Source organism: Isoptericola hypogeus, from assembly GCF_039531145.1.
GTDB lineage: Bacteria > Actinomycetota > Actinomycetes > Actinomycetales > Cellulomonadaceae > Isoptericola > Isoptericola hypogeus.
The window spans coordinates 1175947-1197039 of record NZ_BAAAPM010000003.1; the positions used below are offsets into that span (position 1 = coordinate 1175947).

A 21093-nucleotide genomic window follows, 5' to 3' on the forward strand; every position below is an offset into this window, starting at 1 on the left:
GCATGCCCACGATCACCGGCGTCGAGATCACCGACGTCCGCTTCCCCACGTCCCTCCAGGCGGACGGCTCCGACGCGATGAACGCCGACGCCGACTACTCCGCCGTCTACGTGGTGCTGCACACGGACGGCACGGCGCCGGACGGCGCACCCCTGGCCGGGCACGGCCTGACGTTCACCATCGGCCGGGGCACGGACGTCGTGGCGCTCGCCGCCAGGTACCAGGCCGACCTGCTCGTGGGGCGCGACCTCGACGAGCTCGCCGCCGACATGGGCGGCGTCTACCGTGACCTGACCGCCGACAGCCAGCTGCGCTGGCTCGGCCCGGAGAAGGGCGTGGTGCACCTGTCGCTCGCCGCGGTGCTCAACGCGGCCTGGGACCTCGCGGCCCGCCGCGCCGCCAAGCCGCTGTGGCGCCTGCTGGCCGACCTGACTCCGGAGCAGCTGGTGGACGTCGCCGACCTGCGCTACCTCTCCGACGCCCTCACCCGCGACGAGGCGCTGGCGATCCTGCGCGCCGCCGCGCCGGGCAAGGCGGAGCGGCTCGCGCACCTCGAGCGGCGCGGCTACCCCGCGTACACGACGTCGGCCGGCTGGCTCGGCTACGACGACGCCAAGCTGGCCCGCCTGAGCCGCGAGGCCGTCGAGGCGGGGTACCGGCACGTCAAGCTCAAGGTGGGCGCGAACCTCGAGGACGACGTGCGGCGCCTCGGCATCGCGCGGGAGGCGATCGGCCCCGACATCACGCTGATGATCGACGCCAACCAGGTGTGGGACGTGCCGCAGGCGATCGAGTGGGTGCGCGCGCTGTCCGGGTTCGACCTGCTGTGGATCGAGGAGCCCACCTCGCCCGACGACGTGCTGGGGCACGCCGCCGTCCGCGAGGCCGTCGCCCCCGTGCGGGTCGCCACCGGCGAGCACTGCCACAACCGCGTGATGTTCAAGCAGCTCCTGCAGGCCGGGGCGATCGACTACTGCCAGCTCGACACCGGGCGGCTCGCGAGCGTCAACGAGATCGTCGCGGTGCTGCTGCTGGCGGCGAAGTTCGGCGTGCCCGTGTGCCCGCACGCGGGAGGCGTCGGGCTGTGCGAGATGGTGCAGCACGTGTCCGTGCTCGACTACGTCGCCGTCTCCGGGTCGCTGGACGGCCGCGTCACCGAGTTCGTGGACCACCTGCACGAGCACTTCACCGACCCGTGCGTCGTGAAGGACGCCGGCGAGGGCGTCGGGTACGTCGTCCCGTCGGAGCCGGGCTACTCCACCCAGATGCATCCGGAGTCCGTCGCGCGGTTCCGCTTCCCCGACGGCGAGTACTGGAGCGCCGCCCGCCTCGAGGCCGCGGACGGCGACGCCGCGGTCAGTGCGTGACGGTCGTCTGCTGGTAGAGCGCCAGGCGGGGCTCGCCGTCGAGCAGGCGGTAGGTGGAGGACATCCAGGCGACGAACCCCTGGTCGCCGCGGACCGCACGGGCGCGGTAGACGAGCGCCGCCGCGCCCTCGCCGAGGTCGACGCGGCGCGGCTCGCGGATCTCGTACGAGTCCCACGGCGGCGCGGCGTCGAGGGTCGCGGCGATCGTCGCGCGGTCCAGCACCGACCCGTCGACCAGCACCATGAGCCCGTCCGGCGTCATGAGCCCGCCGTAGAAGCGCCCCCCGCGCCCCTCGCAGAGGGAGGCCCAGCCGTCGTGCTCCAGCGACAGCAGGCGGTCCGGCGTCAGCGTGGCCATCCCGTCAGCGTAGGGCGAACCCGCGCGGAGGACGACGGCGATTCATCGGAGGAATATGCCCCGGCGGCGTCCGGCTGCGGGATACTGCGTGCATGTCCCGCACCGATGAGGTCGTCGACGGCGTCCGCCGCATGATCACGGGCGGCGAGCTCGGTCCCGGAGACCGGCTCCCCGTCGAGAAGGACCTGGCCGAGCGGCTCGGCGTCTCGCGCGGGTCGCTGCGCGAGGGCGTGCGGGCGCTGACCGTGCTCGGCATCCTCGACACCCGCCAGGGCGACGGCACGTACGTCACGAACCTCGACCCCGCGAACCTCATGTCGTCGCTGCAGCTCGCCGTCGACCTCCACGGCGAGACCTCCGCCCGCTCGTTCCACGCCGTGCGGCGCCTCCTGGAGACGGAGGCCGCCGGCCTCGCCGCACGCCGGATCACCCCGGAGGCGCTCGACGAGGCGAAGGCCGTCCTCGAGCGGGCGGCCCGCACCCTCGCCGAGGATCCGGTGGACCACGCCGCTTTCATCGAGGCGGACACCATGTTCCACCGGATCGTCGCCGACCAGGGCGGCAACCCGGTGATCTCCGCGCTCGTCGAGGGGATCGCCGGGCGCACGTTCCGCGAGCGCCTCTGGCGCGGCCGGCACGAGGCGGGCGCCGAGGAGCGCACCCAGCGCGACCACGAGGCGGTCTGGCGCGCCCTGTCCGCCGGGGACGCCGAGGGCGCGCGCGTGCGCATGGCCGCCCACCTCCTCGACGTGGAGGAGTCGCTCCCCTCCCCCGACCAGGTGGAGCCCGACCCCGAGACGTAGCGCGCTACCCCGGCGGGGTGCGGACGCCGATCGTGAGCAGCAGGTTCGCGTAGACCCGCTGGTCGCCGGTGGCGACCACCAGCGCGACGTCGTCGGACCGGGCGGCGTCGTAGAACGCGAACCGGTCCAGCTCCTGCCAGCCGGCGTCGGGCCCGAGCATCGCGCGATACCCGGCGTGGGCGGGGATCTCCTCGCCCGCGGCGACGACGTCGCCGGCGACGCCGCCCGGCACCATGACCGCGGCCTGCTCCACCGGGACCGCGTCGAGGAGCACCTCGAGGACCTGGTCGACGTTCAGCAGGCCGGGCCGCAGGTTGAGGTGCACGCGCGCCGCGCCCCGGGGCGCGCCCGTCGAGTGCGGGTAGTTGGCGTCGGCGAGCAGCACCCGCGACCCGTGCCCGGCCGCGGCGAGCGCGCCGATCATCCCCGGGTGCAGCAGCTCGTAGCGCAGCACGTCAGACGCCCGCGGCGAACGCGTGCCGCTGCGCGCCCAGGCCCTCGATCTCGACCTCGACGACGTCGCCGTCGGCCAGGTACGGGAAGCGGCCGGACAGGGCGACCCCCTCGGGCGTGCCGGTGCAGACCAGGTCGCCGGGCTCGAGGGTCATGTACTGCGACAGGTGGTGCACGATCGCGGCCACGTCGAAGATCATGTCGGCCGTGGACGAGTCCTGGCGGGGCTCGCCGTTGACCCGCGAGCGCAGCCGCAGGCCGCCCGGGTCGACCTCGTCGGCCGGCACGAGCGCCGGGCCGGTCGGCAGGAACCCCGGGCCGCACTTGCCCTTGGACCACTGGCCCAGGGAGTCCTCGAGCTGCCAGGTGCGCTCGCTCACGTCGTCGACGACGGTGTAGCCGGCGACGTGCTCGCGGGCTGCCTCCACGGACGGCAGGTAGCCGGCGCGCCGGCCGATCACGATGGCGAGCTCCACCTCCCAGTCGACCGTCGACGCACCGGGCGGGATCGGCACGGTGTCGTCCGGGCCCACGACGGTGTTGGGGTGCTTGAAGAAGATGATCGGCAGGCGCGGCGGCTCGGCCCCCGACTCGCGGGCGTGCGCGGCGTAGTTCTGGCCCACGCACACGACCGCGGCGGGCCGCGCGATCGGCGCGCCGCGGCGCAGGGCGTCCGCGCCGTCGAGCACGGGCAGCTCGCCCGCGGCCAGCGCGGCCCGCACCCGGGCCACGCCGTCGGCCGCGAGGAACGCGCCGTCGATGTCGGCCGTGAGCGGCCGCAGGTCGTAGGTGACGCCGTCGGCTCGGGCGGCGGGGGTCTCCTGGCCGAAGGGGCCCAGGCGGAGCAGCTGCATCGGGTGTCCTCGTCTTCGTCGGCGAACTCGCATCATGCGCCGAACACGGGGTTGCGATCGCTTTCCGTCCGGAATGCGATCGCAGCCCCGTGTTCGGCAGGACGGTGGGTGGGTGGCTGGGTGGGACGGAAGCGTCAGGCGAACGCGTCGGGGTGCCCGTCGGGGGCGAGCAGGCCCTCGTCGACGAGCGCCGTCCACAGCGCGGCCGGCACGACGGCGGTGTGCCGCTCGACGGCCTGGCGCACCTGGTCCGCGGTGCGCAGCCCGACGACCGTGCTCGCCACCGCCGGGTGCGTGCGGACGTAGGCGAGCGCCGCCTCGGGCAGGGTGACCCCGTGCTCCCCGCAGACCGCGGCGATCCGGCGGGTGCGGGCCAGCACGGCGGGGGGTGCCTGCGCGTAGTCGTACGTCGCGTCCTCGGGCACCACGTCGCGCGCCAGCAGCCCCGAGTTGTACACCCCGGCGACCACGACGCCCACGCCCCGCGCGGCCGCGGCCGGCAGCAGGTCCGCGAGGGCGGGCTGCTCCAGGAGCGTGAACCGGCCCGCGCACATCACGACGTCCACGTCCGCCTCGGTCACGAACCGCGACAGCATGGCCGACTGGTTCATCCCCGCCCCGACCGCGCCCACGACGCCCTGGTCGCGCAGCTCGACCAGCGCCGGCAGCGCCTCGGCGAACGCCTGCTCCTCGTGGTCGTCCGGGTCGTGCAGGTAGACGACGTCGATCCGGTCCAGGCCGGTGCGCTCGAGGCTGGCCTCGAGCGAGCGCAGCACGCCGTCGCGGGAGAAGTCCCACACCCGCCGCGTCGCCGCGGGCACGTCGAACATCCCCTCGTCGCGCAGGTGCGCCGTCTCGGGCGAGGGCACGAGCAGCCGGCCCACCTTGGTCGAGACCACCAGCTCCTCGCGCGGACGGGTGGCGGCCCACGCCCCGACCCGCCGCTCCGACAGCCCGAGCCCGTAGTGCGGCGCCGTGTCCACGTACCGCACCCCGGCCGCCCACGCCGCGTCCAGCGCCGCGTGCGTCTCGGCGTCCGAGGTGGCCCGGTACAGGTTCCCCGCCTGCGCCGCCCCGTACCCCAGGCCGGTCAGCCGCACCCCGGTGGTGCGCACCTCCCGGGAGGGCAGCGCGCTCACGCCTGCCCCGCCGGGCGCACCCGCAGCTCGTGCATCCCGCCGTCGACCGCGAGCGCGGTCCCGGTTGTCGCCGTCGCCAGCGGGCTCGCGAGGTAGCAGACGGCGTGCGCCACGGCCTCGGGGCTGACGAGCCTCCCCGTGGGCTGGCGCGCCTCCAGCGCGGCCCGCTCCGCGGCGGGGTCGTCGGCGGCGTCCAGCAGGCGCCCCACCCACGGCGTGTCCACCGTGCCCGGGTTCACGCACGTCACCCGGATCCCCTCGCGCACGTGGTCCGCCGCCATCGCGAGGGTCAAGGCCTGCACCGCGCCCTTGCTCGCCGAGTACAGCGCCCGCGACGGCAGCCCCGACCACGACGCGATCGACGCCATGTTCACGACGGCGGCGTGCTCGGACGCCCGCAGGTGCCCCAGCGCCGCCCGCGTCACCCGCACCACGCCGAGCACGTTCACGTCCAGCACCCGCAGCCACTCCGCGTCGTCGTTGTCGGCGACCGTGCCCTGCGCCCCGATGCCCGCGTTGTTGACGACGACGTCGATGCCGCCCATCGCCGCCGCCGCCGCGTCGACCGCGCGCCGCACCGCGGCGTCGTCCGTCACGTCCGCGACCTCGCTCCCCGCGCCGGCCGGCACGCCCTCGGTCGTGCGGTCCAGCGACACCACCTGCGCACCACGCGCCAGCATCGCGGTCACGACGGCCGCCCCGATCCCCGACGCGCCGCCCGTGACGATCGCGCGGACACCGGCGAGCTCGGGCGGGTGTGCAGTGGTGGTGGTCACGAGTGGTCCTCCTGGCTGGTGGGAACGGGGGTGGGAACAGTGAGTCGGTAGGTGCGGCACGCGGTGCCGCCCAGGACGGCGTCGAGCTCGCCGGGGGCGAGCGCGGCGAGGAGCTCGCGCACGGCGTCGAGCCAGCGCCCGTACCCGGTGGCGAGCAGGCAGACGGGCCAGTCGGAGCCGAACATCAGCCGGTCCGGGCCGAACACGTCGAGGGCGTGGTCGACGACGGGCCGCAGGCCGGCCGTCGACCACGAGCCCCAGTCCGCCTCGGTGACCAGGCCGGACAGCTTGGCGACGACGTTGGGCCGCGCGGCGAGCGCGGCGAGGTCGCGGCGCCAGTCGTCGAGCGCGCCCGCCGCGAGCGGCGGCTTGCCGAGGTGGTCGAGGACGAAGGTCTGGTCGGGGAGCGCGCCGGCCAGGCGGGCGCAGGACGCGAGCTGGCGGTCGCGCACGACGAGGTCGAACGGCAGCCCGGCCGCGCCGACGGCGGCGATGCCGGCGCGCACGTCGGACCGGTCGAGGTATCGGGGGTCGGCCTCGCCCTGCACCATCGTGCGGACACCGGCCAGCCGATCGCCGCCCGGGCCCGCGCGCAGGGCCGCGAGCCGGTCGCCGAGGTCGGGGGCGAACAGGTCGGCCCAGCCCACGACGCCCGCGATCCCGGCGCCCCGCCCTTCGGGCGACGCCGCGGTGGCGAGCAGGTCGACGGTCTCGTCCCAGCGACTGACGGTCTGCACGACGACGGTCGCGCCGACTCCGTGCCGGGTCGCGGGCAGGTCGGCGGGCGTGAAGTCAGCGTCGATCGCCGCCATGGTGGCAGGATCGATCCAGGCCTGCGGCGTGCAGTCTCGCACCCACAGATGATGATGAGCGTCGACGACGACGGCGGGCATGCTGTGCTCCTTCGCGCAATTCATCTAATCTATAGCAAGCACCGTCCGACCAGTCCAGCCGCTCGCGGAAGTTCGCCCCGGATACGTCGGACCTCTTGCCCAGGCCACCAGCTCGACGAGGAGTGAACGCCCGTGTCCCGGACCGAATCCGCCCCCCTGCCGCCCGCCGGGCCGGCGTCGTGGTTCACCGAGAGCCGCTTCGGCCTCTTCGTGCACTTCGGGCTCTACTCCACGGCGGCGCGCCACGAGTGGGTGATGAGCCGCGAGCGCCTGACGACCGAGCAGTACGAGCGCTACGCCGAGGTCTTCGACCCGGACCTCTTCGACGCCCGCGCGATCGCCCGTGCCGCCAAGGAGGCCGGGATGGGGTACGTCGTCCTGACCTCCAAGCACCACGACGGCTTCGCGCTCTGGGACTCCGCCGTCAGCGACTGGACGATCGCCCGCACCCGCGGCCGCGACCTGGTCGCCGAGCTCGCCGAGGCGGTGCGCGCGGAGGGGCTGCGACTCGGGCTCTACCACTCGCTCCTCGACTGGCACCACCCGGACTACACGGTCGACGCCAACCACCCGCGCCGCGACGACCCCGACGCCCATGCCCTGAACGCCGGGCGCGACATGGCCCGCTACCGCGAGCACCTGCACGCCCAGGTGCGCGAGCTGCTCACCGGCTACGGGCGGGTGGACTACCTGTTCTTCGACTTCACCGACAGCCGGGACCGCGACGGCTGGCGCGGGAAGCACCCGGAGGACTGGGACGCCGAGCAGCTGCTCGCCACGGTCCGCGAGCTGCAGCCGGGCATCGTCGTCAACGACCGCCTCGGCATCCCCGGGGACCTCGTCACCCCCGAGCAGTACCAGCCCGACGCGCCCATGCGCGGCCCGGACGGCGAGCCGGTCGTGTGGGAGGCGTGCCAGACCCTCAACGGCAGCTGGGGCTACGACCGGGACAACACCGACTTCAAGAGCCCCGACCTGCTGGTGCGGATGCTCGTCGACACGGTGTCCAAGGACGGCAACCTGCTGCTCAACATCGGCCCCGACGGGCGCGGCGCGGTCACCCCGCCCGACGTCGCGACGCTCGCCGCCGTCGGCGAGTGGATGCGGCTGCACCGGCGGTCGGTCGTGGGTGCCGGGGCGGCGGACGCCGACCTCGCCACGGCGCTCGCGCCCGGGCTGCCGCCCGGCGTCGTCGTCACCCAGCGGGCCGACCGGCTGTACCTGCACCTGTTCGCGTGGCCCTTCGGGCACGTGCACCTGCGCGGCGTCGCCGACCGGGTGCGGTACGCGCAGCTCCTGCACGACGGCTCCGAGCTGCGCTCCACGCGCATCGACCCGGACCAGCAGGCGTGGAACACCAACCCGGGCGGGCAGCCGCCCGGCACGCTCACGCTGCACCTGCCCACCACCCGGCCCGCCGTTGCCGTCCCCGTCGTCGAGCTGTTCCTCGACCCCGCCCGCTGACGACGGGCGGCGGGGTGCGCCGGGCGCCTTGAAACCCTCCCGGGGGCGAACTAGCCTCGGCCGCGCGGACGTCGACGCCCGCACGGGACGCCGACGCCGTTGTCGCTCCGAGGACGATGAGGGGGACGCCGATGCCCAGCAGGCTCGCCACGCACGTGACGCCGACCTTCGAGGCCTACCGGGCCGCGGTCGCGGACGCGTTCCTGCCGCTGCGCCTCTCGAGCAGCTCCCCGGAGTCGTTCCGCGGCGTGCTGCGCGCGGTGACCGTCGACGACGTCCACGTCAGCGACCTGCAGGGCGGCCGGCACGTCGTCGAACGGACCCCGCAACAGGCGGCGCACGACGACCACCCCTCGTTCAAGGTGAGCCTCATGCTCGCCGGCACGGGCCTGCTGGTCCAGGACGGCCGGGAGACGGTGCTGCGACCGGGCGACCTCGCCGTCTACGACACGCGCCGCCCGTACACGCTCGAGTTCGGCCAGGAGTTCCGCTCGCTCGTCGTGATGTTCCCGCAGAGCCGCCTGGAGCTGCCGGCCGGCATGGTGGAGCAGCTCACCGCGGTGCGGCTCGGCGGGAACGCCGGCGTGGGGGCGATCGTGACGCCGTTCCTCACCCACCTGTGCGACCACATCGAGCAGCTGGAGCAGGCGTCGGGCACCCGACTCGCCCACAGCACTCTCGACCTCGTCTCGACGCTGTTCTCCGCCGAGCTCGGCCGGTCGGCCCGCCGCGACCCGCACGACGAGCTGCTCGAGCGCATCCGCACGCACATCGAGGAGCGCCTGGGCTCCCCCGACCTCACGCCCGCGTCCATCGCTGCCGCGCACTTCATCTCCACCCGGCACCTGCACGCCCTGTTCCACGACACCGGGTCGACCGTCTCGACCTGGATCCGCCGGCGGCGGCTCGAGCACTGCCGCCGGGACCTGACGTCGGCCCGCCTCGCCGACGCGCCGGTCTCCGCCATCGCCGCCCGCTGGGGCTTCGTCGACGCCGCGCACTTCAGCCGGGCGTTCAAGGCGGAGTACGGCGCCTCCCCGCGGGAGTACCGGGCGACGCGCTGATCCCCGGGCCGGCCGGCGCTCGGCCGGCCGCTCAGCCGGGCCGATGTCGGCCGAGTCTGCGGTTCCGCTTCGGGCGGGTGCCTCGTTCCTCGGCCCCCACCCTCCGCTGCACCTCCGCTCAGCCGACCGGCACGCGCATCAGCTCGCGCGCCCGGACCACGCGGCCGTCGAAGTGCCGCCGCGCCCGCGACACCCAGCGGTGGTCCGGGACGGTGTCCTCGGCGCCGGGCGCGAGGTGGCTCAGCACCAGGGTGCCCACCCCCGCAGCCTGCGCGACCCGGCCCACGTCCTCGGTCGTGGTGTGCGACTGCTCGAGGTGGCTGAGCACCACCTCGGGGGTGCCGACGCTGCGGTAGTGGTCGAGGTCGATCGCCTCGTGCACGAGCACGTCCGCCCCGCGGGCGAGGCTGACGACGTTGTCGCTGCGGGCCGTGTCGCCGGAGAACACCACGGACCCCGCGTCGGTGTCGAAGCGGAACGCGAACGACGGGAACACCGGGCCGTGCGGCACCAGCACGGCGGTCACCCGCACCCGGTCGTCCTCGGCGACGAGGAACGGCTCCATCGGCGGGGCGGTGTCGCCCAGCGGGTCCGCCCCGACGTCGGGGACCTCGATCTCGCGGACGTCCATCAGCTCCCGCGGGTCCGGGATGCCGGAGTCGCGCAGGAAGACGTTGGTGGAGTACGCGTGCGCCGCCAGGCTCAGCCGGGTGAGGTCGGCGAGGCCCGGCGTCGGGTTCTCGGGCGCGACCGTGGGCACGTCGCCCCCGCCGAACGCCGGCGGCAGCGCGCCCGCGGGGCCCGGCCCGTGCACGGGCACCCGCTGCGTGATCCCGGCGTCGTGCTCGCCGTCGCCCTCGCCCCACCCGCCGAGCAGGAAGAAGTTGTAGAGGTCGGCCACGTGGTCGGCGTGCAGGTGCGTGACGAAGATGCCCGCGAGGTCGGGCAGCAGCAGCCCCGCGCGGCTGTACTGCGTCAGCGCGCTGCGCCCGCAGTCGACGACGTAGTTGCGCCCGTGCACCCGCAGCACGGTCGAGATGCCCGCGTGGCCGGACTCGAGCGGCGGTCCCGCCGCCGTCCCGAGCGCGACGAGCTCCACGCCGCGCGACCCGGGGCGCCGACCGACCACGCTCGCGGTCGACGCCGCCGCGGGCGCCGCGGCGCTCCCCCAGACGGCGGCGCCCACCGTCCCGATCGTCCCGGCCTTCAGGAGGTGGCGCCGCGACACGCCCGCGGCGGTCGTGTCGTCGGGGCCGTCGGTCAGGTGCTGGTTCATCGTGTGCCTCCGGTCGTCGTGTCGGTGTGCTCAGGGGTGGCGCCCGCCGGCGGGGCCTCTTCGCCACCGTGCCCGATGCCGGCGTAGACCGCCGGCCGCGCCCGGCGGGTGCGCAGCCCCCAGGCGATGCCGGCGAGCCCGGGCAGCAGGAGCAGGGCGGGCAGGACGTACGTCGTCGCGTCGGCGCTCTCCTGGCCGAGCAGGACGGTGAAGTTCGCCAGGATCATGACGAGCACGGCCACGAGCGCGAGTGCGGCCAGCACCGGCGCGACGACGCGGGCGCCGAGCCCGACGCCGCGCGCGTCCCGGCGGAAGTAGCCCACGACGGCCAGGGACACGACCGCCATGAGCAGCACGAGCCCGAGCGCCCCGGCGTTCGTCAGCCACGTGAAGAGCGTGATCACCGGGTACGGCCCGCGGGCGGGGTCCCACCCCGACTCGCCGACGGCGAAGGCCCCGACGACCACCAGCGCGAGGACCGTCTGCGTGACGGACCCGACCCACGGGGCGCCGTGCCCGGCGCGCACGCCGGCGAGCCGGCCGGGCAGCACCCCTTCGCGGCCGAGCGAGAACAGGTAGCGGGCGACGGCGTTGTGGAAGCTGACGAGGGCCGCGAAGAGGCTGGTGATGAACAGGACGGACATGAGGTCCACCCACAGGGTGCCCAGGTGCTCGGCGACGAAGCCGAAGAAGAGGGGCGGCCCGGCCTCCTCGGGCGCGATGCCGGCCGGGTCGAGGATCTTGTCGACGCCCACGGCGAGTGCGAGCGCCCACGCGGAGATCGCGTAGAAGACGCCGATCACGCCGACGGCGAGGAACGTGGCCCGCGGGATGGTGCGCCGCGGGTCCTTCGACTCCTCGCCGTAGATCGCGGCGGACTCGAACCCCATGAAGGCGGCGATGCCGAACGCGAAGACGGCGCCGATCCCCGGGACGAAGAGGCTCGCGGGCTCGACCGGCGCCGTCGAGAACCCCTCGGCGGGGTGGGCGAACGCGACGACGTCGAACACGATCACGACGAGGAACTCGAGGGCGACGAGCACCCCGAGCACGGTCGCCGACAGGTCGACACGGTGCACGCCCATCCAGCCGACGACCGCGATCCCGACCAGCACGCCCGCCCACCACGGCACGGACGCCCCGGTCTTCTCCGCGATCAACGTCGACACCTGGAAGCCGAACATGCCCCAGATGCCGATCTGCATCATGTTGTAGGCGACCAGGGCGACCAGCGAGGCGCCGACGCCGACCGACCGTCCGATGCCCTGCGCGACGTACGCGTAGAACGCGCCCGCGTTGGTGATGTGCCGGCTCATGGCCGCGTACCCGACGGCGAAGACGGCCAGCGCGACCGCGAGCAGCACGTACGCCACCGGGACGCCGACCACGTGCGTGACCGAGAACGTCGACGTCACGCCGCCGGCGACCACGGTCAGCGGCGCGGACGCGGCGACGATCATGAACGCGACGGCGATCACGCCGAGGCGTCGCTCGCCGCGCGGCCCCGCGGCCTGCGCGGGTTCGTCGGGCATTGGTCTGGTCGCGACCTTCTGGGTGGTGGTCAACGTTCCTCCTTCGGACGGACGGCGGCGGCCGTCGCAGCGGACGAGCCCGATTCTGGGGGCTCTCGTCGCCCGTCTCTGTCCCGAGCGCGCACGCCGGTTGACCACGGGGGCACACCTGGTGCACCTCTTCGTCCTCGGTCAACCGCCGAGCGCCCACGGTCATGACCGCGGCGGTGGCGGCCGCCGATACTGGCCGGACCGACCGCTCGACAGAGGATCCCGATGACGCACCTCCCCGACACCACGCACACGCACGGCGCCCGTGTGACGACGCCCGTCGACGCCGTCCACCCCCTCGACCCGCTGACGAGCGACGAGATCGCCGTCGCGCGCGAGGTGCTCGTCGCCGCGGGGCTGCTCGTCGGCGACGTCCGCGTGCCGCAGCTGCTCCCGGTCGAGCCGTCGAAGGACGAGGTCGCCGCGTGGCGGCCCGGCACCGCCCCGCACCGCCGGGTCGCCGTCACGCTCCTGGACCGGGCCACCGGCCGGGCGAGCGAGGCGGTCGTGTCGGTCACCGACCGGCGCGTCGAGAGCCACGCCGAGCTCGGGAACGACGTGACCCCGTTCGGGCAGCCCCAGTACCTCTTCGAGGAGTACGACGCCGCGGCCGAGATCGCGAAGGCGTCGCCCGGGTGGCGGGCGGCGATGCGCCGCCGCGGGCTCGAGGCGTACGTCGAGGACGCGTTCTGCGCACCGCTCGCGCCCGGGTTCTTCGGCCGCGAGGACGAGGTGGGCCGCCGCGTCATCCGGTCGCTCACCTTCCTGCGCACGCACCCGGACGACAGCCCGTGGGCGCATCCCGTCGAGGGCCTCGTCGTGCACATCGACCTGACCGAGTGCCGCGTGATCCGGGTCGAGGACGACGGCGACGTGCCCGTGCCTATGGCGTCCGGCGACTACTCGCTCGCCGCGCAGGGGCCGGCCCGCACGTCGCTCAAGCCCATCGAGATCACTCAGCCCGACGGGCCGAGCTTCGCCGTCGACGGGTCGGAGGTGACGTGGGAGAACTGGCGCTTCCGCGTGGGCTTTAACGCTCGCGAGGGCCTGGTGCTGAACACCGTGACGTTCCGCGACGGACAGGGCGAGGACGCCGAGGAGCGTCCGGTGCTGTACCGCGGCAGCGTGCCCGAGATGGTGGTGCCCTACGGCGACACGACGTCGACGCGCTTCTGGATCAGCTACTTCGACGCCGGCGAGTACCTGCTCGGCAAGAACGCCAACTCGCTCGCGCTCGGCTGCGACTGTCTCGGCGTCATCCACTACTTCGACGGCTTCGTCGCCGACGACCAGGGCCACCCCGTGAAGATCCCCCAGGTCGTGTGCATGCACGAGGAGGACTACGGCGTCCTGTGGAAGCACACCGACCTCGCCGGGAAGGCGGAGGTCCGGCGCAGCCGGCGCCTGGTCATCAGCTACTTCGCCACCATCGGCAACTACGACTACGGGTTCTTCTGGTACCTGTACCTCGACGGCACGATCCAGGTCGAGGCCAAGGCCACCGGCATCGTCTTCGCCGGCGCCGGCGTCCCGGGAACCGAGAACCCGCACGCCCCCGAGATCGCGCCCGGAGTCTTCACCCCCGTGCACCAGCACCTGTTCTGCGCCCGGCTCGACATGGCCGTCGACGGCGAGGACAACACGCTGCACGAGGTCGACGTGGTCGGTATCCCCACCGGCGAGGACAACCCGTACGGCAACGCGTTCACGTGGCGCAGCCGGCAGCTCGCCCGGGAGACCGAGGCGGCCCGCCTCGCCTCCCCCGCGTCCGGGCGCGTGTGGGAGATCGCCAGCGCGCACCGGCGCAACCACGTCGGCAAGCCCACCGCCTACCACCTGGTGCCGCAGGGCGGCCCGGTGCTGATGGCGCAGCCGGACTCGACCGTGCACGCCCGGGCGACGTTCGCGACGAAGCACCTGTGGGCGACGACGTTCGACCCCGACGAGCGCTTCCCCGCCGGCCCCTACCCGAACGCGCACGCCGGCGGCGCCGGGCTGCCCGCCTGGACCGCCGCCGACCGCGACCTCGACGGCACCGACCTCGTGCTCTGGCACGTGTTCGGCCCGACGCACGTGCCCCGCCCCGAGGACTGGCCGATCATGCCCGTCGACTACTCGGGCTTCACTCTCAAGCCGTACGGCTTCTGCGACCGCAACCCCGCCCTGGACCTGCCCGACGGCGGGGTGGGCCACTGCGAGACCTCCGCCGACGGGGCCGTGGGCGCCGGCGGAGCATCTGCCGGCGACGCGGGCGCGGGCGGAGCCGCGGGCGGAGCCGCGGGCACGGGCTGCGGGTGCGGCTGCGGGTCGTGACCGTGCTCGCGTCCTCGCCGGCTCTCCACTGGGCCGCCCTCGCGCTCGGGGCCGCCGCCGTGGTGTGCAGCCTGCGCCGGCTGCGCGGGAGGGCGCGGGTAGTGGCCGGGCTGACGGGGGTCGTCATGCTCGCGGCGATGTCCGACATGGCGGCCGGCATGGCGACCGGCACGATCCGCGCGTGGACGCCCCTGGCGTGGACCGGCGCCCTCCTGGCGGCCGGGATCGCGGCGGCGTGGGCCGGCCGGCGCGACGCCCCCGAAGGCCCGCGCGCCTCGGCCGAGGGAGCCGCCGGCGACGGCGGGGCCGACCCGGCGCCGCTGCACCTGCTGCACGTCACGTGCCTGCCGGTGATGGCGGCGCTGACGGCGGCGATGGCGCAGCACGCCACGACGCCGGGCGCGATGCCCGCGGTGGGCGCCGGGGCGCACCACCACGGCGGCGCGCTCACCGCCGTCGCGGTGGTCGCGGCCGCCGTCCACGTCGCCGCCGGGTGCGGCGTCACGCTGACCCCTCGCCGACGCCGCGTCGACCGCGTCGAGGCCCTCGCCGGGGCCGGCGCGGTGGCCGCGATGGCCGGGGCGGCGTTGCTCTGACCCCGCCGGCCGGCCCGGTGACCCGCTCTCGACCCCGAACCAGTCCGACCAGACCCAGACCAGGAATCGAGGACCCATGTCCGAATCGTTCATCTCCGTCGGCGCGCTCGGCGACGGCTTCGCGGCCGACGCGAACATCCTCGAGCCCACCCGTGACCTCGACGGCTCGTCGTTCGACCTCGAGCTCGACGGCGCGCGCACCACGCTGAGCCTCGCGGACGGCGTCGCCCGGTTCTCGGGTGCCGTCGAGACGCCCGGGATCCCCGCGCGCGTGACGTCCGTCCGCAGCGGTGTCTACCTGATCGACGGCGTCGTCGAGGCGGCCGGGGTCACGACGTCGACGACGGCCGTGCTCGACACGGACGCCGGGCTCGTGACCGTGGTCGAGGGCGCGCTGCCGTCCGACGCCGTGCGCGCCGAGTCCGCCTACGCGCGGGTGCAGCGCGGCGAGGAGCCGACCGGCGTCACGGCACGCGTCCGGCACGGCCGCGTCGCGGGGTCGACGGCGCCGCTGCACGCGCCGACCACCGAGCTGGTCGGGCTCCGCACCAGGTACACGTACTCGCCGAACGAGGCCTACGAGCACGTCTACCTCACCCCGGACCTGTACACCTGGCACTGCCTGCAGGGGGTGGAGAAGGGGCTGGCGGACACCGACCGCTGCCACCACGTCGGCCTGCGGGACCGCCTCACGCTCTTCGTGTGGCGGGAGAAGATCGTGCCGACGCTCGGGCTGATCCTCGTCGACCTGGAGCGGATGAAGACCGACGGCAAGATCTTCGGCAACGACGGTTTCGACACCACGTCCTTCGTCAACTTCCCGGTGGGCGCGCGGGCGGAGATCCTCAACACGACCGACCACGCGGACGCCGGCGCGCAGGTGCGGGCGTGACGGGCGACCGCGACCCCCGTCCCGCGGACCTCGTCGTCGAGAACGCCCGGGTCTGGACCGCCGAGCCGTCCGCCCCCTGGGCGGAGGCGTTCGCGGTGCGGGACGGGCGGCTGCTCGCCGTCGGCAGCGCGGCCGAGGCCCGCGCGTGTGCCGGCGACGGCACCGAGATCCACGACGCGGGCGGGGCGTTCGTCATGCCGGGCCTGGTCGACGTCCACAACCACCACGCGTTCGCGGGCCGCACCGACCTGTTCGAGCTCACGCTGCCCGCGGGGGCGAGCGTCCCGGAGATCCTGGACGCCGTCGCCGCCCACGCCGCCGGCCTGCCGGAGGACGCGTGGGTCGTGGGCGGGGCCTGGGGCAGCAACCGGCGCACGGAGATCTCGTCGGAGTCGGTGCGGCTGAAGCTCGACCAGGCCGCCGGCGGTCGGCCGGTGCTGCTCATGGAGGACTCCCGGCACAACCGGTGGGCGAGCACCCGGGCCCTCGAGCTCGCGGGCATCACCGCCGACAGCGACCCCGGCCCGGGCGGCGTCATCGAGCTCGATCCTGTCAGCGGTGCTCCCACGGGCGTGCTGCTGGAGTCGGCCGGGCTCGCTGCCGAGGCGGCGCAGGCCCGCAGCAACCCGCTCGGCCCCGCCGAGCACCGGCGGGCGTCGCGGCGCGGCATCGAGATCCTCAGCAGCTACGGCGTGACGGCGTTCCAGGACGCCGCGGCGTCCCACGAGATCGTCGCCGCGCTGCGCTCGCTCGACGAGGCCGGCGAGCTGGACGCCTGGGTGGTCTCGTCCCTGACGGTCAACGACCCGATCTTCGGGTTCGACGCCGTCGGCGACGCGCTCGTGTGGGGCGGCGAGCCGTACCGCACCCGGCACCATCGGCCTGACTTCGTGAAGATCTTCCTCGACGGCGTCCCGCCGGCGCGCACCGGCGCCTTCCTGGAGCCGTACCTGCCGGACGGCGAGCACGGCGCCGACCACTGCGGCGCCACCGCGCTCGACGCCGACGAGCTGTACGGGTGGCTGCGCCGCACCTCGGAGCACGGCCTGTCGGCCAAGATCCACTGCTCGGGGGACGCGTCGGTCCGGCTCGTCCTCGACACGGTCGAGCGGCTGCGCGGCGAGGGCTTCACCTCCCCGCGCTTCCAGATCGCCCACGGTCAGTTCGTGGACCCCGACGACCTGGCGCGCTTCGCCAAGCTGGGCGTGTCTGCCGACATCTCGCCGTTCCTGTGGTTCCCGGGGGTCATCCCCGACGCGATCTCCACGGTGCTGCCCGCCGACCGGGCCGGGCGCATGCAGCCGAACCGGGCCCTGCTCGACACCGGCGCGCTCGTGGCCGGCGGGTCGGACTGGCCGGTCTCCGAGTCGCCGAACGCCTGGGAGGGCATCCAGGGGCTGGTGACTCGGTCGGACCCGTACGGACGCTTCCCCGGAACCCTCTGGCCGGAGCAGGCGCTGAGCCTCGACGAGGCGATGGCGGCGTTCACCGTCGCCGGTGCGGAGGCCATGGGCATCGGCGACGAGACCGGGTCGCTGCGCGCCGGCAAGTCCGCCGACTTCGTCCTCCTCGACCAGGACCCGTTCGCCGTCGGTGTGGAGGACGTCGTGCGGACCACGGTCGTCGAGACCTGGTTCGCCGGGCGCCAGGTCTTCGACCGCGGCACGCTCCCGGTCGACCCCTTGCACCTCACGTGACGTGAGGTCCTAGCGTGATCCACATGGACAGGACGATCGGCGAGGTGGCCTCCCGTACTGGGCTCACCGAGCGGACGCTGCGCTACTACGAGGAGCTCGGGCTGCTGGCCCCGCGCCGCGACGCGGGCGGGCGACGCCGCTACGACGCCGCGCACGTCGACCGGCTCTACCGGATCCGGGTGCTGCGCGAGCTCGGAACGCCGGTGGCCGAGCTCGACCCCGACAGCGCCGACCTGCTCACGCTGACCACCAGGCACCTCGCCGACATCGATCGCCGGCTCGCCGACCTGACCAGGCAGCGCGAGCGGGTCCGCACCGTGGAGGAGCGGCTGATGGGCGGTGGGGAGCCGACCGACGTCGAGCTGGTCGGCGTCCTGTCCGGACTCGGCGACGCCGAGGCGGCGGTCACCCGTCGCCTCACGCTCCTGATCTATCGCGACATTGCGGCCGCCCAGCGCCATCTGGTGGAGGTCTTCGGCTTCGCGCCGGGAGAGCTGACGCGGGACGACGACGGCACCGTCGTGCACGGCGAGGTGTACGCGGGCGACGGGCTGATCTGGCTTCATCGTGAGAGCGACCGCTTCAGGCTCGCCTCGCCGGCCACGGTCGGCCGCACCACCCACTGCATGGCGGTGCACGTCGACGACGTGGAGGCCCACTGTCGCCGGGTGCGAGCGGCCGGCGGCGAGATCGCCTACGGACCGACCGAGATGCCCTACGGCGTGCGTGAGTACGCGGCCCGCGACGGCGAGGGCGGGCTGTGGTCGTTCATGGAACCGCTGGAGACGGACGGAGTGGACCGATGAGCGAGCTGACACCGCACCTGTGCGTCGGCGACGCACGCCGGGCGGTCGAGTGGTACCGCGAGGCGCTGGGGGCCGAGGTCGTCCACGAGCCGATCGTGATGCCCGACGGCAGGGTCGGGCACGTCGAGCTCGAGGTGGCCGGGGCCCGCTGGATGATGGCCGACCCGTTCCCCGAGATCGGCGTGGAGCCGCCCGGCACCGACCGTGGTGCCGCGGTGTCGCTGCACCTGACCGTGGACGACGTCGACGAGGTCGCGACACGGGTGACCGCCGCCGGCGTGCGTCTCGACCGCGGTCCGGAGGACGATGTGCACGCGGGCCGGGTCGCCGTCTTTCGCGATCCGTTCGGCCACCGGTGGTTCATCGGTGCTCAGGAGGGTGCCGACCCAGCGCGAGCGAGGAGAGTTCGATGAGCGACGCCGCCACGACGACCGGCTCCCGAGATCCGGTCCACGCCGAACTGGTCGCGGTCGACCAAGAATGGACCCGCGCGATCGTCTCGAACGATGCCGGGCAGATCGGCAGCTTCATGGCGGACGACTGGGTGATCGTCTCGGAGTCGGGCATCGCCACCAAGGAGCAGTTCCTGACCTACGTCGCGTCCGGCGGGCTCACCCATTCGGCGATGGACCGCGTCGGCGAGCCCCGGGTCCGGGTCTACGGCGACGTCGCCGTCCTCACGACGCGGGCGACCAACACCGCCCACTACGAGGGTCGCCGGTTCGACGCCGACGAATGGACGACGAGCATGTTCGTGCGACGCGACGGCCGCTGGCTGTGCGTGCTGAGCCACATCACACCGGTGGCCTCGCCCTGACTCCCGCACGACGTCCGTCAGCGGTTGACACGGCCCGCTACGCGGCGACGCCGACCGCCGCTCCGGCGACGACGAGGCCGATCACGACCGCGGTGAGCACGACGAAGCGTGTGTCTGCCCGCCGGGCGAAGTCGTCGAGCATCATCACCAGGCGGACGAGAGGGAGCAGGACGAGGACGCTGCACCCCGCGACGAGCGAGACGGCGGACGGTCGGTGCGCGCCGGCCCCGAGGCAGGCGACGCCGGCGACGAGGAGCCCCGTCCCCGTGGCCGTCCCCACTCGCATGAGGACTGCGATCCGGCGGGCGAGGGCCTCGTCCCGACCCGGGCTCCGGGTCGCACGGTCGTTCATGAGGACACCGTCCAGGTCGTTCCGAAGGCGTTCATCGTCATGGGCACGGCCAGGGCGAGCAGCACCACGGCGAACACGACGCGAAGCCCTGGTCCCGCAGCTCGCACGAGGATGCGCGCACCCAGGATCGAGCCGGCCACGGAGCCCAGGACGACGGGCGCGGCGAGCACGAGGTCGAGCGTGCCGGAGACGAGGTACGCAGCCGCGGCACCACAGGCGGTGACACCGATCATGAGGTTGGCGGTCGCGGACGACACCTTGATCGGTAGCCGCATGGCCGCATCCATCGCGGGGATCTTGAGAACTCCGCTCCCGATGCCCAGGAGCGCGGAGAGCGTGCCGGCACCGAACATGAACGTCATCCCGAGCGGTAGGCGCGACACCTCGTAGACCACGGTCGATCCATGGGAGTCGGCATAGGAGCCACCCAGGGCGAGGTTGCTGCTCGAGCGGCCGACCGACGGCGACGACCGGTGGCGTCGGCCCGTGATCATCTGGACCGCCGACACCAGCAGGACGACCGCGAAGGTCCCGTACAGAAAGCCTTCCGGGACCGTCCCGATCATGAGGACTCCGACCACGGCACCGAGGGCCGTGGCCGCTTCCAGCACGACCGCGAGCCGGAGGTTGGTCAGTCCTGCCGTGAGGAACCGCGGGGCGCTGGCGCAGGAGCACGCGATCACCGACACCAGGCCGACTGCGACGGCGGCCGGGAAGGGCACGTGCGCGTACAGGGTCAGCAGCGGCACCACGAAGATGCCCCCGGCCATCCCCAGGGCGCTGCCCAGCGCACCCGCCGCGAGAGCGCCCGCACACAGGACCGCGAACTGATCGAGCGTCACCTCTCGCTCCCGGGCTCGGCAGCGGCACGTGGGAGCCGCGTGGTGAAGGTGATCGGGTCACCGCGATAGTGCAGGATCTCGTAGTCCACCGGCCGTCCGCCGGTCGTGTACGACGTGCGCTCGATCCTGAGCACGGCGCTGCCCTCGGGGACGTCGAGGGCGCGGGCGACGGCTGGGTCCGCGGTGCTCGCCTGCAGCGCGTAGGACGCCTCGACCAGCGGGGTGTCGTGCCGGTGCTCCAGCAGCGAGAAGATCGGCTCGTTCTCGAGATCGTCCTGCGCGACCAGCCGCCCGAGATCCGGGGGGAGGTAGGTACGGTCGAAGGAGACCGGGACACCGGCCGCCAGGCGGACCCGGTCGATGTGGGTCACCGTGGCGCCGAGGGGGAGGCTCAACGCCTCCCGCACCTCGCGCGACGCCGGACTTTCCTCGACGACGAGGACCCGCGCCCGGGCGTGGAGTCCTTGACGCTCCATGTCCTCGACGAAGCCGGTCAGCTCTGTGAGGGGCTGGCTGATCCTCGGTGTCGCGACGTAGGTTCCCCGACCCTGCTTCGTCACGACCAGCCGTCGCGAGGCGAGGTTCTGGATCGCCCGGCGCACCGTGATCCGGCTGACCCCGAACTGCTCGATCAGCTCGTCCTCCGTGGGCAACCGGTCGCCCGGGTGCAGGTCGACACCGATGCGGTCGACCAGGGCGTTCTCGACCTGCGCGTAGAGCGGAGTGCCGGGTGCGGGAACCATCGACCGACCATAGATCATGTCGTTAT

The 21093-nt window shown here is 74.1% G+C and carries 22 protein-coding genes; 11 read left to right on the plus strand and 11 right to left on the minus strand.

Going from position 1 to position 21093, the window contains the following annotated elements; genetic code table 11:
* The first annotated feature begins 2 nt into the window (after window positions 1-2).
* Window positions 3-1367: an enolase C-terminal domain-like protein gene (locus ABD254_RS07555; protein ID WP_344247174.1), complete on the plus strand. Its 1365-nt coding sequence runs from the start codon at window positions 3-5 to the stop codon at window positions 1365-1367.
* On the opposite strand, the gene ABD254_RS07560 is transcribed toward ABD254_RS07555, so the two are convergent.
* Window positions 1357-1725, minus strand: a complete 369-nt coding sequence (locus tag ABD254_RS07560) for a nuclear transport factor 2 family protein (protein WP_344247176.1) — start codon at window positions 1723-1725, stop codon at window positions 1357-1359. The genes ABD254_RS07555 and ABD254_RS07560 overlap by 11 nt on opposite strands.
* Window positions 1726-1817: 92 nt before the next feature.
* Here ABD254_RS07560 and ABD254_RS07565 point away from each other — a divergent pair, with 92 nt between their 5' ends.
* Window positions 1818-2528, plus strand: a complete 711-nt coding sequence (locus ABD254_RS07565) for a FadR/GntR family transcriptional regulator (protein ID WP_344247178.1) — start codon at window positions 1818-1820, stop codon at window positions 2526-2528.
* Between the two features lie 4 nt (window positions 2529-2532).
* On the opposite strand, the gene ABD254_RS07570 is transcribed toward ABD254_RS07565, so the two are convergent.
* The 5 genes from ABD254_RS07570 to ABD254_RS07590 form a co-directional block, all read right to left on the minus strand.
* Window positions 2533-2982: an RbsD/FucU family protein gene (locus ABD254_RS07570; protein WP_344247180.1), complete on the minus strand. Its 450-nt coding sequence runs from the start codon at window positions 2980-2982 to the stop codon at window positions 2533-2535.
* Between the two features lies 1 nt (window position 2983).
* Complete coding sequence (locus ABD254_RS07575) at window positions 2984-3835, minus strand: fumarylacetoacetate hydrolase family protein (RefSeq protein ID WP_344247182.1); 852 nt, start codon at window positions 3833-3835, stop codon at window positions 2984-2986.
* Window positions 3836-3969: 134 nt separating this feature from the next.
* Window positions 3970-4974, minus strand: coding sequence for an aldo/keto reductase (locus tag ABD254_RS07580; protein ID WP_425553679.1), 1005 nt, complete (start codon window positions 4972-4974; stop codon window positions 3970-3972).
* Entirely contained in the window at window positions 4971-5750 is a 780-nt protein-coding gene (locus tag ABD254_RS07585; RefSeq protein WP_344247184.1) for an SDR family NAD(P)-dependent oxidoreductase, read from the minus strand. The genes ABD254_RS07580 and ABD254_RS07585 overlap by 4 nt, the downstream gene beginning before the upstream one ends.
* The gene (locus ABD254_RS07590) at window positions 5747-6643 is read right to left on the minus strand and encodes an amidohydrolase family protein (protein ID WP_344247186.1); all 897 of its coding nucleotides are present in this window, start codon (window positions 6641-6643) and stop codon (window positions 5747-5749) included. The genes ABD254_RS07585 and ABD254_RS07590 overlap by 4 nt, the downstream gene beginning before the upstream one ends.
* 132 nt (window positions 6644-6775) lie before the next feature.
* On the opposite strand from ABD254_RS07590, the gene ABD254_RS07595 reads away from it, so the two are divergent.
* Window positions 6776-8107 carry an alpha-L-fucosidase gene (locus ABD254_RS07595; RefSeq protein ID WP_344247188.1) on the plus strand — a complete coding sequence of 444 codons (1332 nt, stop codon included), beginning with the start codon at window positions 6776-6778 and terminating at the stop codon, window positions 8105-8107.
* Between the two features lie 116 nt (window positions 8108-8223).
* The gene (locus ABD254_RS07600; protein ID WP_425553680.1) at window positions 8224-9171 is read left to right on the plus strand and encodes an AraC-like ligand-binding domain-containing protein; all 948 of its coding nucleotides are present in this window, start codon (window positions 8224-8226) and stop codon (window positions 9169-9171) included.
* A gap of 118 nt (window positions 9172-9289) precedes the next feature.
* Here the strand turns inward: ABD254_RS07600 and ABD254_RS07605 are convergent, their stop codons facing one another.
* Together ABD254_RS07605 and ABD254_RS07610 are read right to left on the minus strand one after the other, a co-directional pair.
* The gene (locus tag ABD254_RS07605; RefSeq protein ID WP_344247192.1) at window positions 9290-10447 is read right to left on the minus strand and encodes an MBL fold metallo-hydrolase; all 1158 of its coding nucleotides are present in this window, start codon (window positions 10445-10447) and stop codon (window positions 9290-9292) included.
* Window positions 10444-12012: an APC family permease gene (locus ABD254_RS07610; RefSeq protein WP_344247194.1), complete on the minus strand. Its 1569-nt coding sequence runs from the start codon at window positions 12010-12012 to the stop codon at window positions 10444-10446. Before ABD254_RS07610 ends, ABD254_RS07605 begins: the two co-directional genes overlap by 4 nt.
* Before the next feature lie 222 nt (window positions 12013-12234).
* Here ABD254_RS07610 and ABD254_RS07615 point away from each other — a divergent pair, with 222 nt between their 5' ends.
* The 7 genes from ABD254_RS07615 to ABD254_RS07645 all read left to right on the plus strand — a co-directional run bounded on the left by ABD254_RS07615 (window position 12235) and on the right by ABD254_RS07645 (window position 19130).
* A complete protein-coding gene (locus ABD254_RS07615) occupies window positions 12235-14322 on the plus strand; it encodes a primary-amine oxidase (protein ID WP_344247196.1) in 2088 nt (695 codons plus the stop codon).
* The gene (locus ABD254_RS07620) at window positions 14319-14918 is read left to right on the plus strand and encodes a hypothetical protein (protein WP_344247198.1); all 600 of its coding nucleotides are present in this window, start codon (window positions 14319-14321) and stop codon (window positions 14916-14918) included. The genes ABD254_RS07615 and ABD254_RS07620 overlap by 4 nt, the downstream gene beginning before the upstream one ends.
* Window positions 14919-14994: 76 nt before the next feature.
* Complete coding sequence (locus ABD254_RS07625) at window positions 14995-15810, plus strand: MoaF C-terminal domain-containing protein (protein ID WP_344247200.1); 816 nt, start codon at window positions 14995-14997, stop codon at window positions 15808-15810.
* Complete coding sequence (locus tag ABD254_RS07630; RefSeq protein WP_344247202.1) at window positions 15807-17507, plus strand: amidohydrolase; 1701 nt, start codon at window positions 15807-15809, stop codon at window positions 17505-17507. Before ABD254_RS07625 ends, ABD254_RS07630 begins: the two co-directional genes overlap by 4 nt.
* A 23-nt stretch (window positions 17508-17530) precedes the next feature.
* The gene (locus ABD254_RS07635; protein ID WP_344247204.1) at window positions 17531-18313 is read left to right on the plus strand and encodes a MerR family transcriptional regulator; all 783 of its coding nucleotides are present in this window, start codon (window positions 17531-17533) and stop codon (window positions 18311-18313) included.
* On the plus strand, window positions 18310-18726 hold the full coding sequence (locus ABD254_RS07640) for a VOC family protein (RefSeq protein ID WP_344247206.1): 417 nt from the start codon (window positions 18310-18312) through the stop codon (window positions 18724-18726). The genes ABD254_RS07635 and ABD254_RS07640 overlap by 4 nt, the downstream gene beginning before the upstream one ends.
* On the plus strand, window positions 18723-19130 hold the full coding sequence (locus ABD254_RS07645; protein WP_344247208.1) for a nuclear transport factor 2 family protein: 408 nt from the start codon (window positions 18723-18725) through the stop codon (window positions 19128-19130). The genes ABD254_RS07640 and ABD254_RS07645 overlap by 4 nt, the downstream gene beginning before the upstream one ends.
* Before the next feature lie 37 nt (window positions 19131-19167).
* Here ABD254_RS07645 and ABD254_RS07650 read toward each other — a convergent pair whose 3' ends face one another.
* From ABD254_RS07650 to ABD254_RS07660, 3 genes are read right to left on the minus strand one after another with little or no spacing between them, the layout of a single operon-like run.
* Window positions 19168-19482, minus strand: coding sequence for a hypothetical protein (locus ABD254_RS07650; RefSeq protein ID WP_344247210.1), 315 nt, complete (start codon window positions 19480-19482; stop codon window positions 19168-19170).
* Entirely contained in the window at window positions 19479-20324 is an 846-nt protein-coding gene (locus tag ABD254_RS07655; protein ID WP_344247212.1) for a sulfite exporter TauE/SafE family protein, read from the minus strand. Before ABD254_RS07655 ends, ABD254_RS07650 begins: the two co-directional genes overlap by 4 nt.
* On the minus strand, window positions 20321-21067 hold the full coding sequence (locus ABD254_RS07660) for a GntR family transcriptional regulator (RefSeq protein ID WP_344247214.1): 747 nt from the start codon (window positions 21065-21067) through the stop codon (window positions 20321-20323). The genes ABD254_RS07655 and ABD254_RS07660 overlap by 4 nt, the downstream gene beginning before the upstream one ends.
* Window positions 21068-21093: the final 26 nt, after the last annotated feature.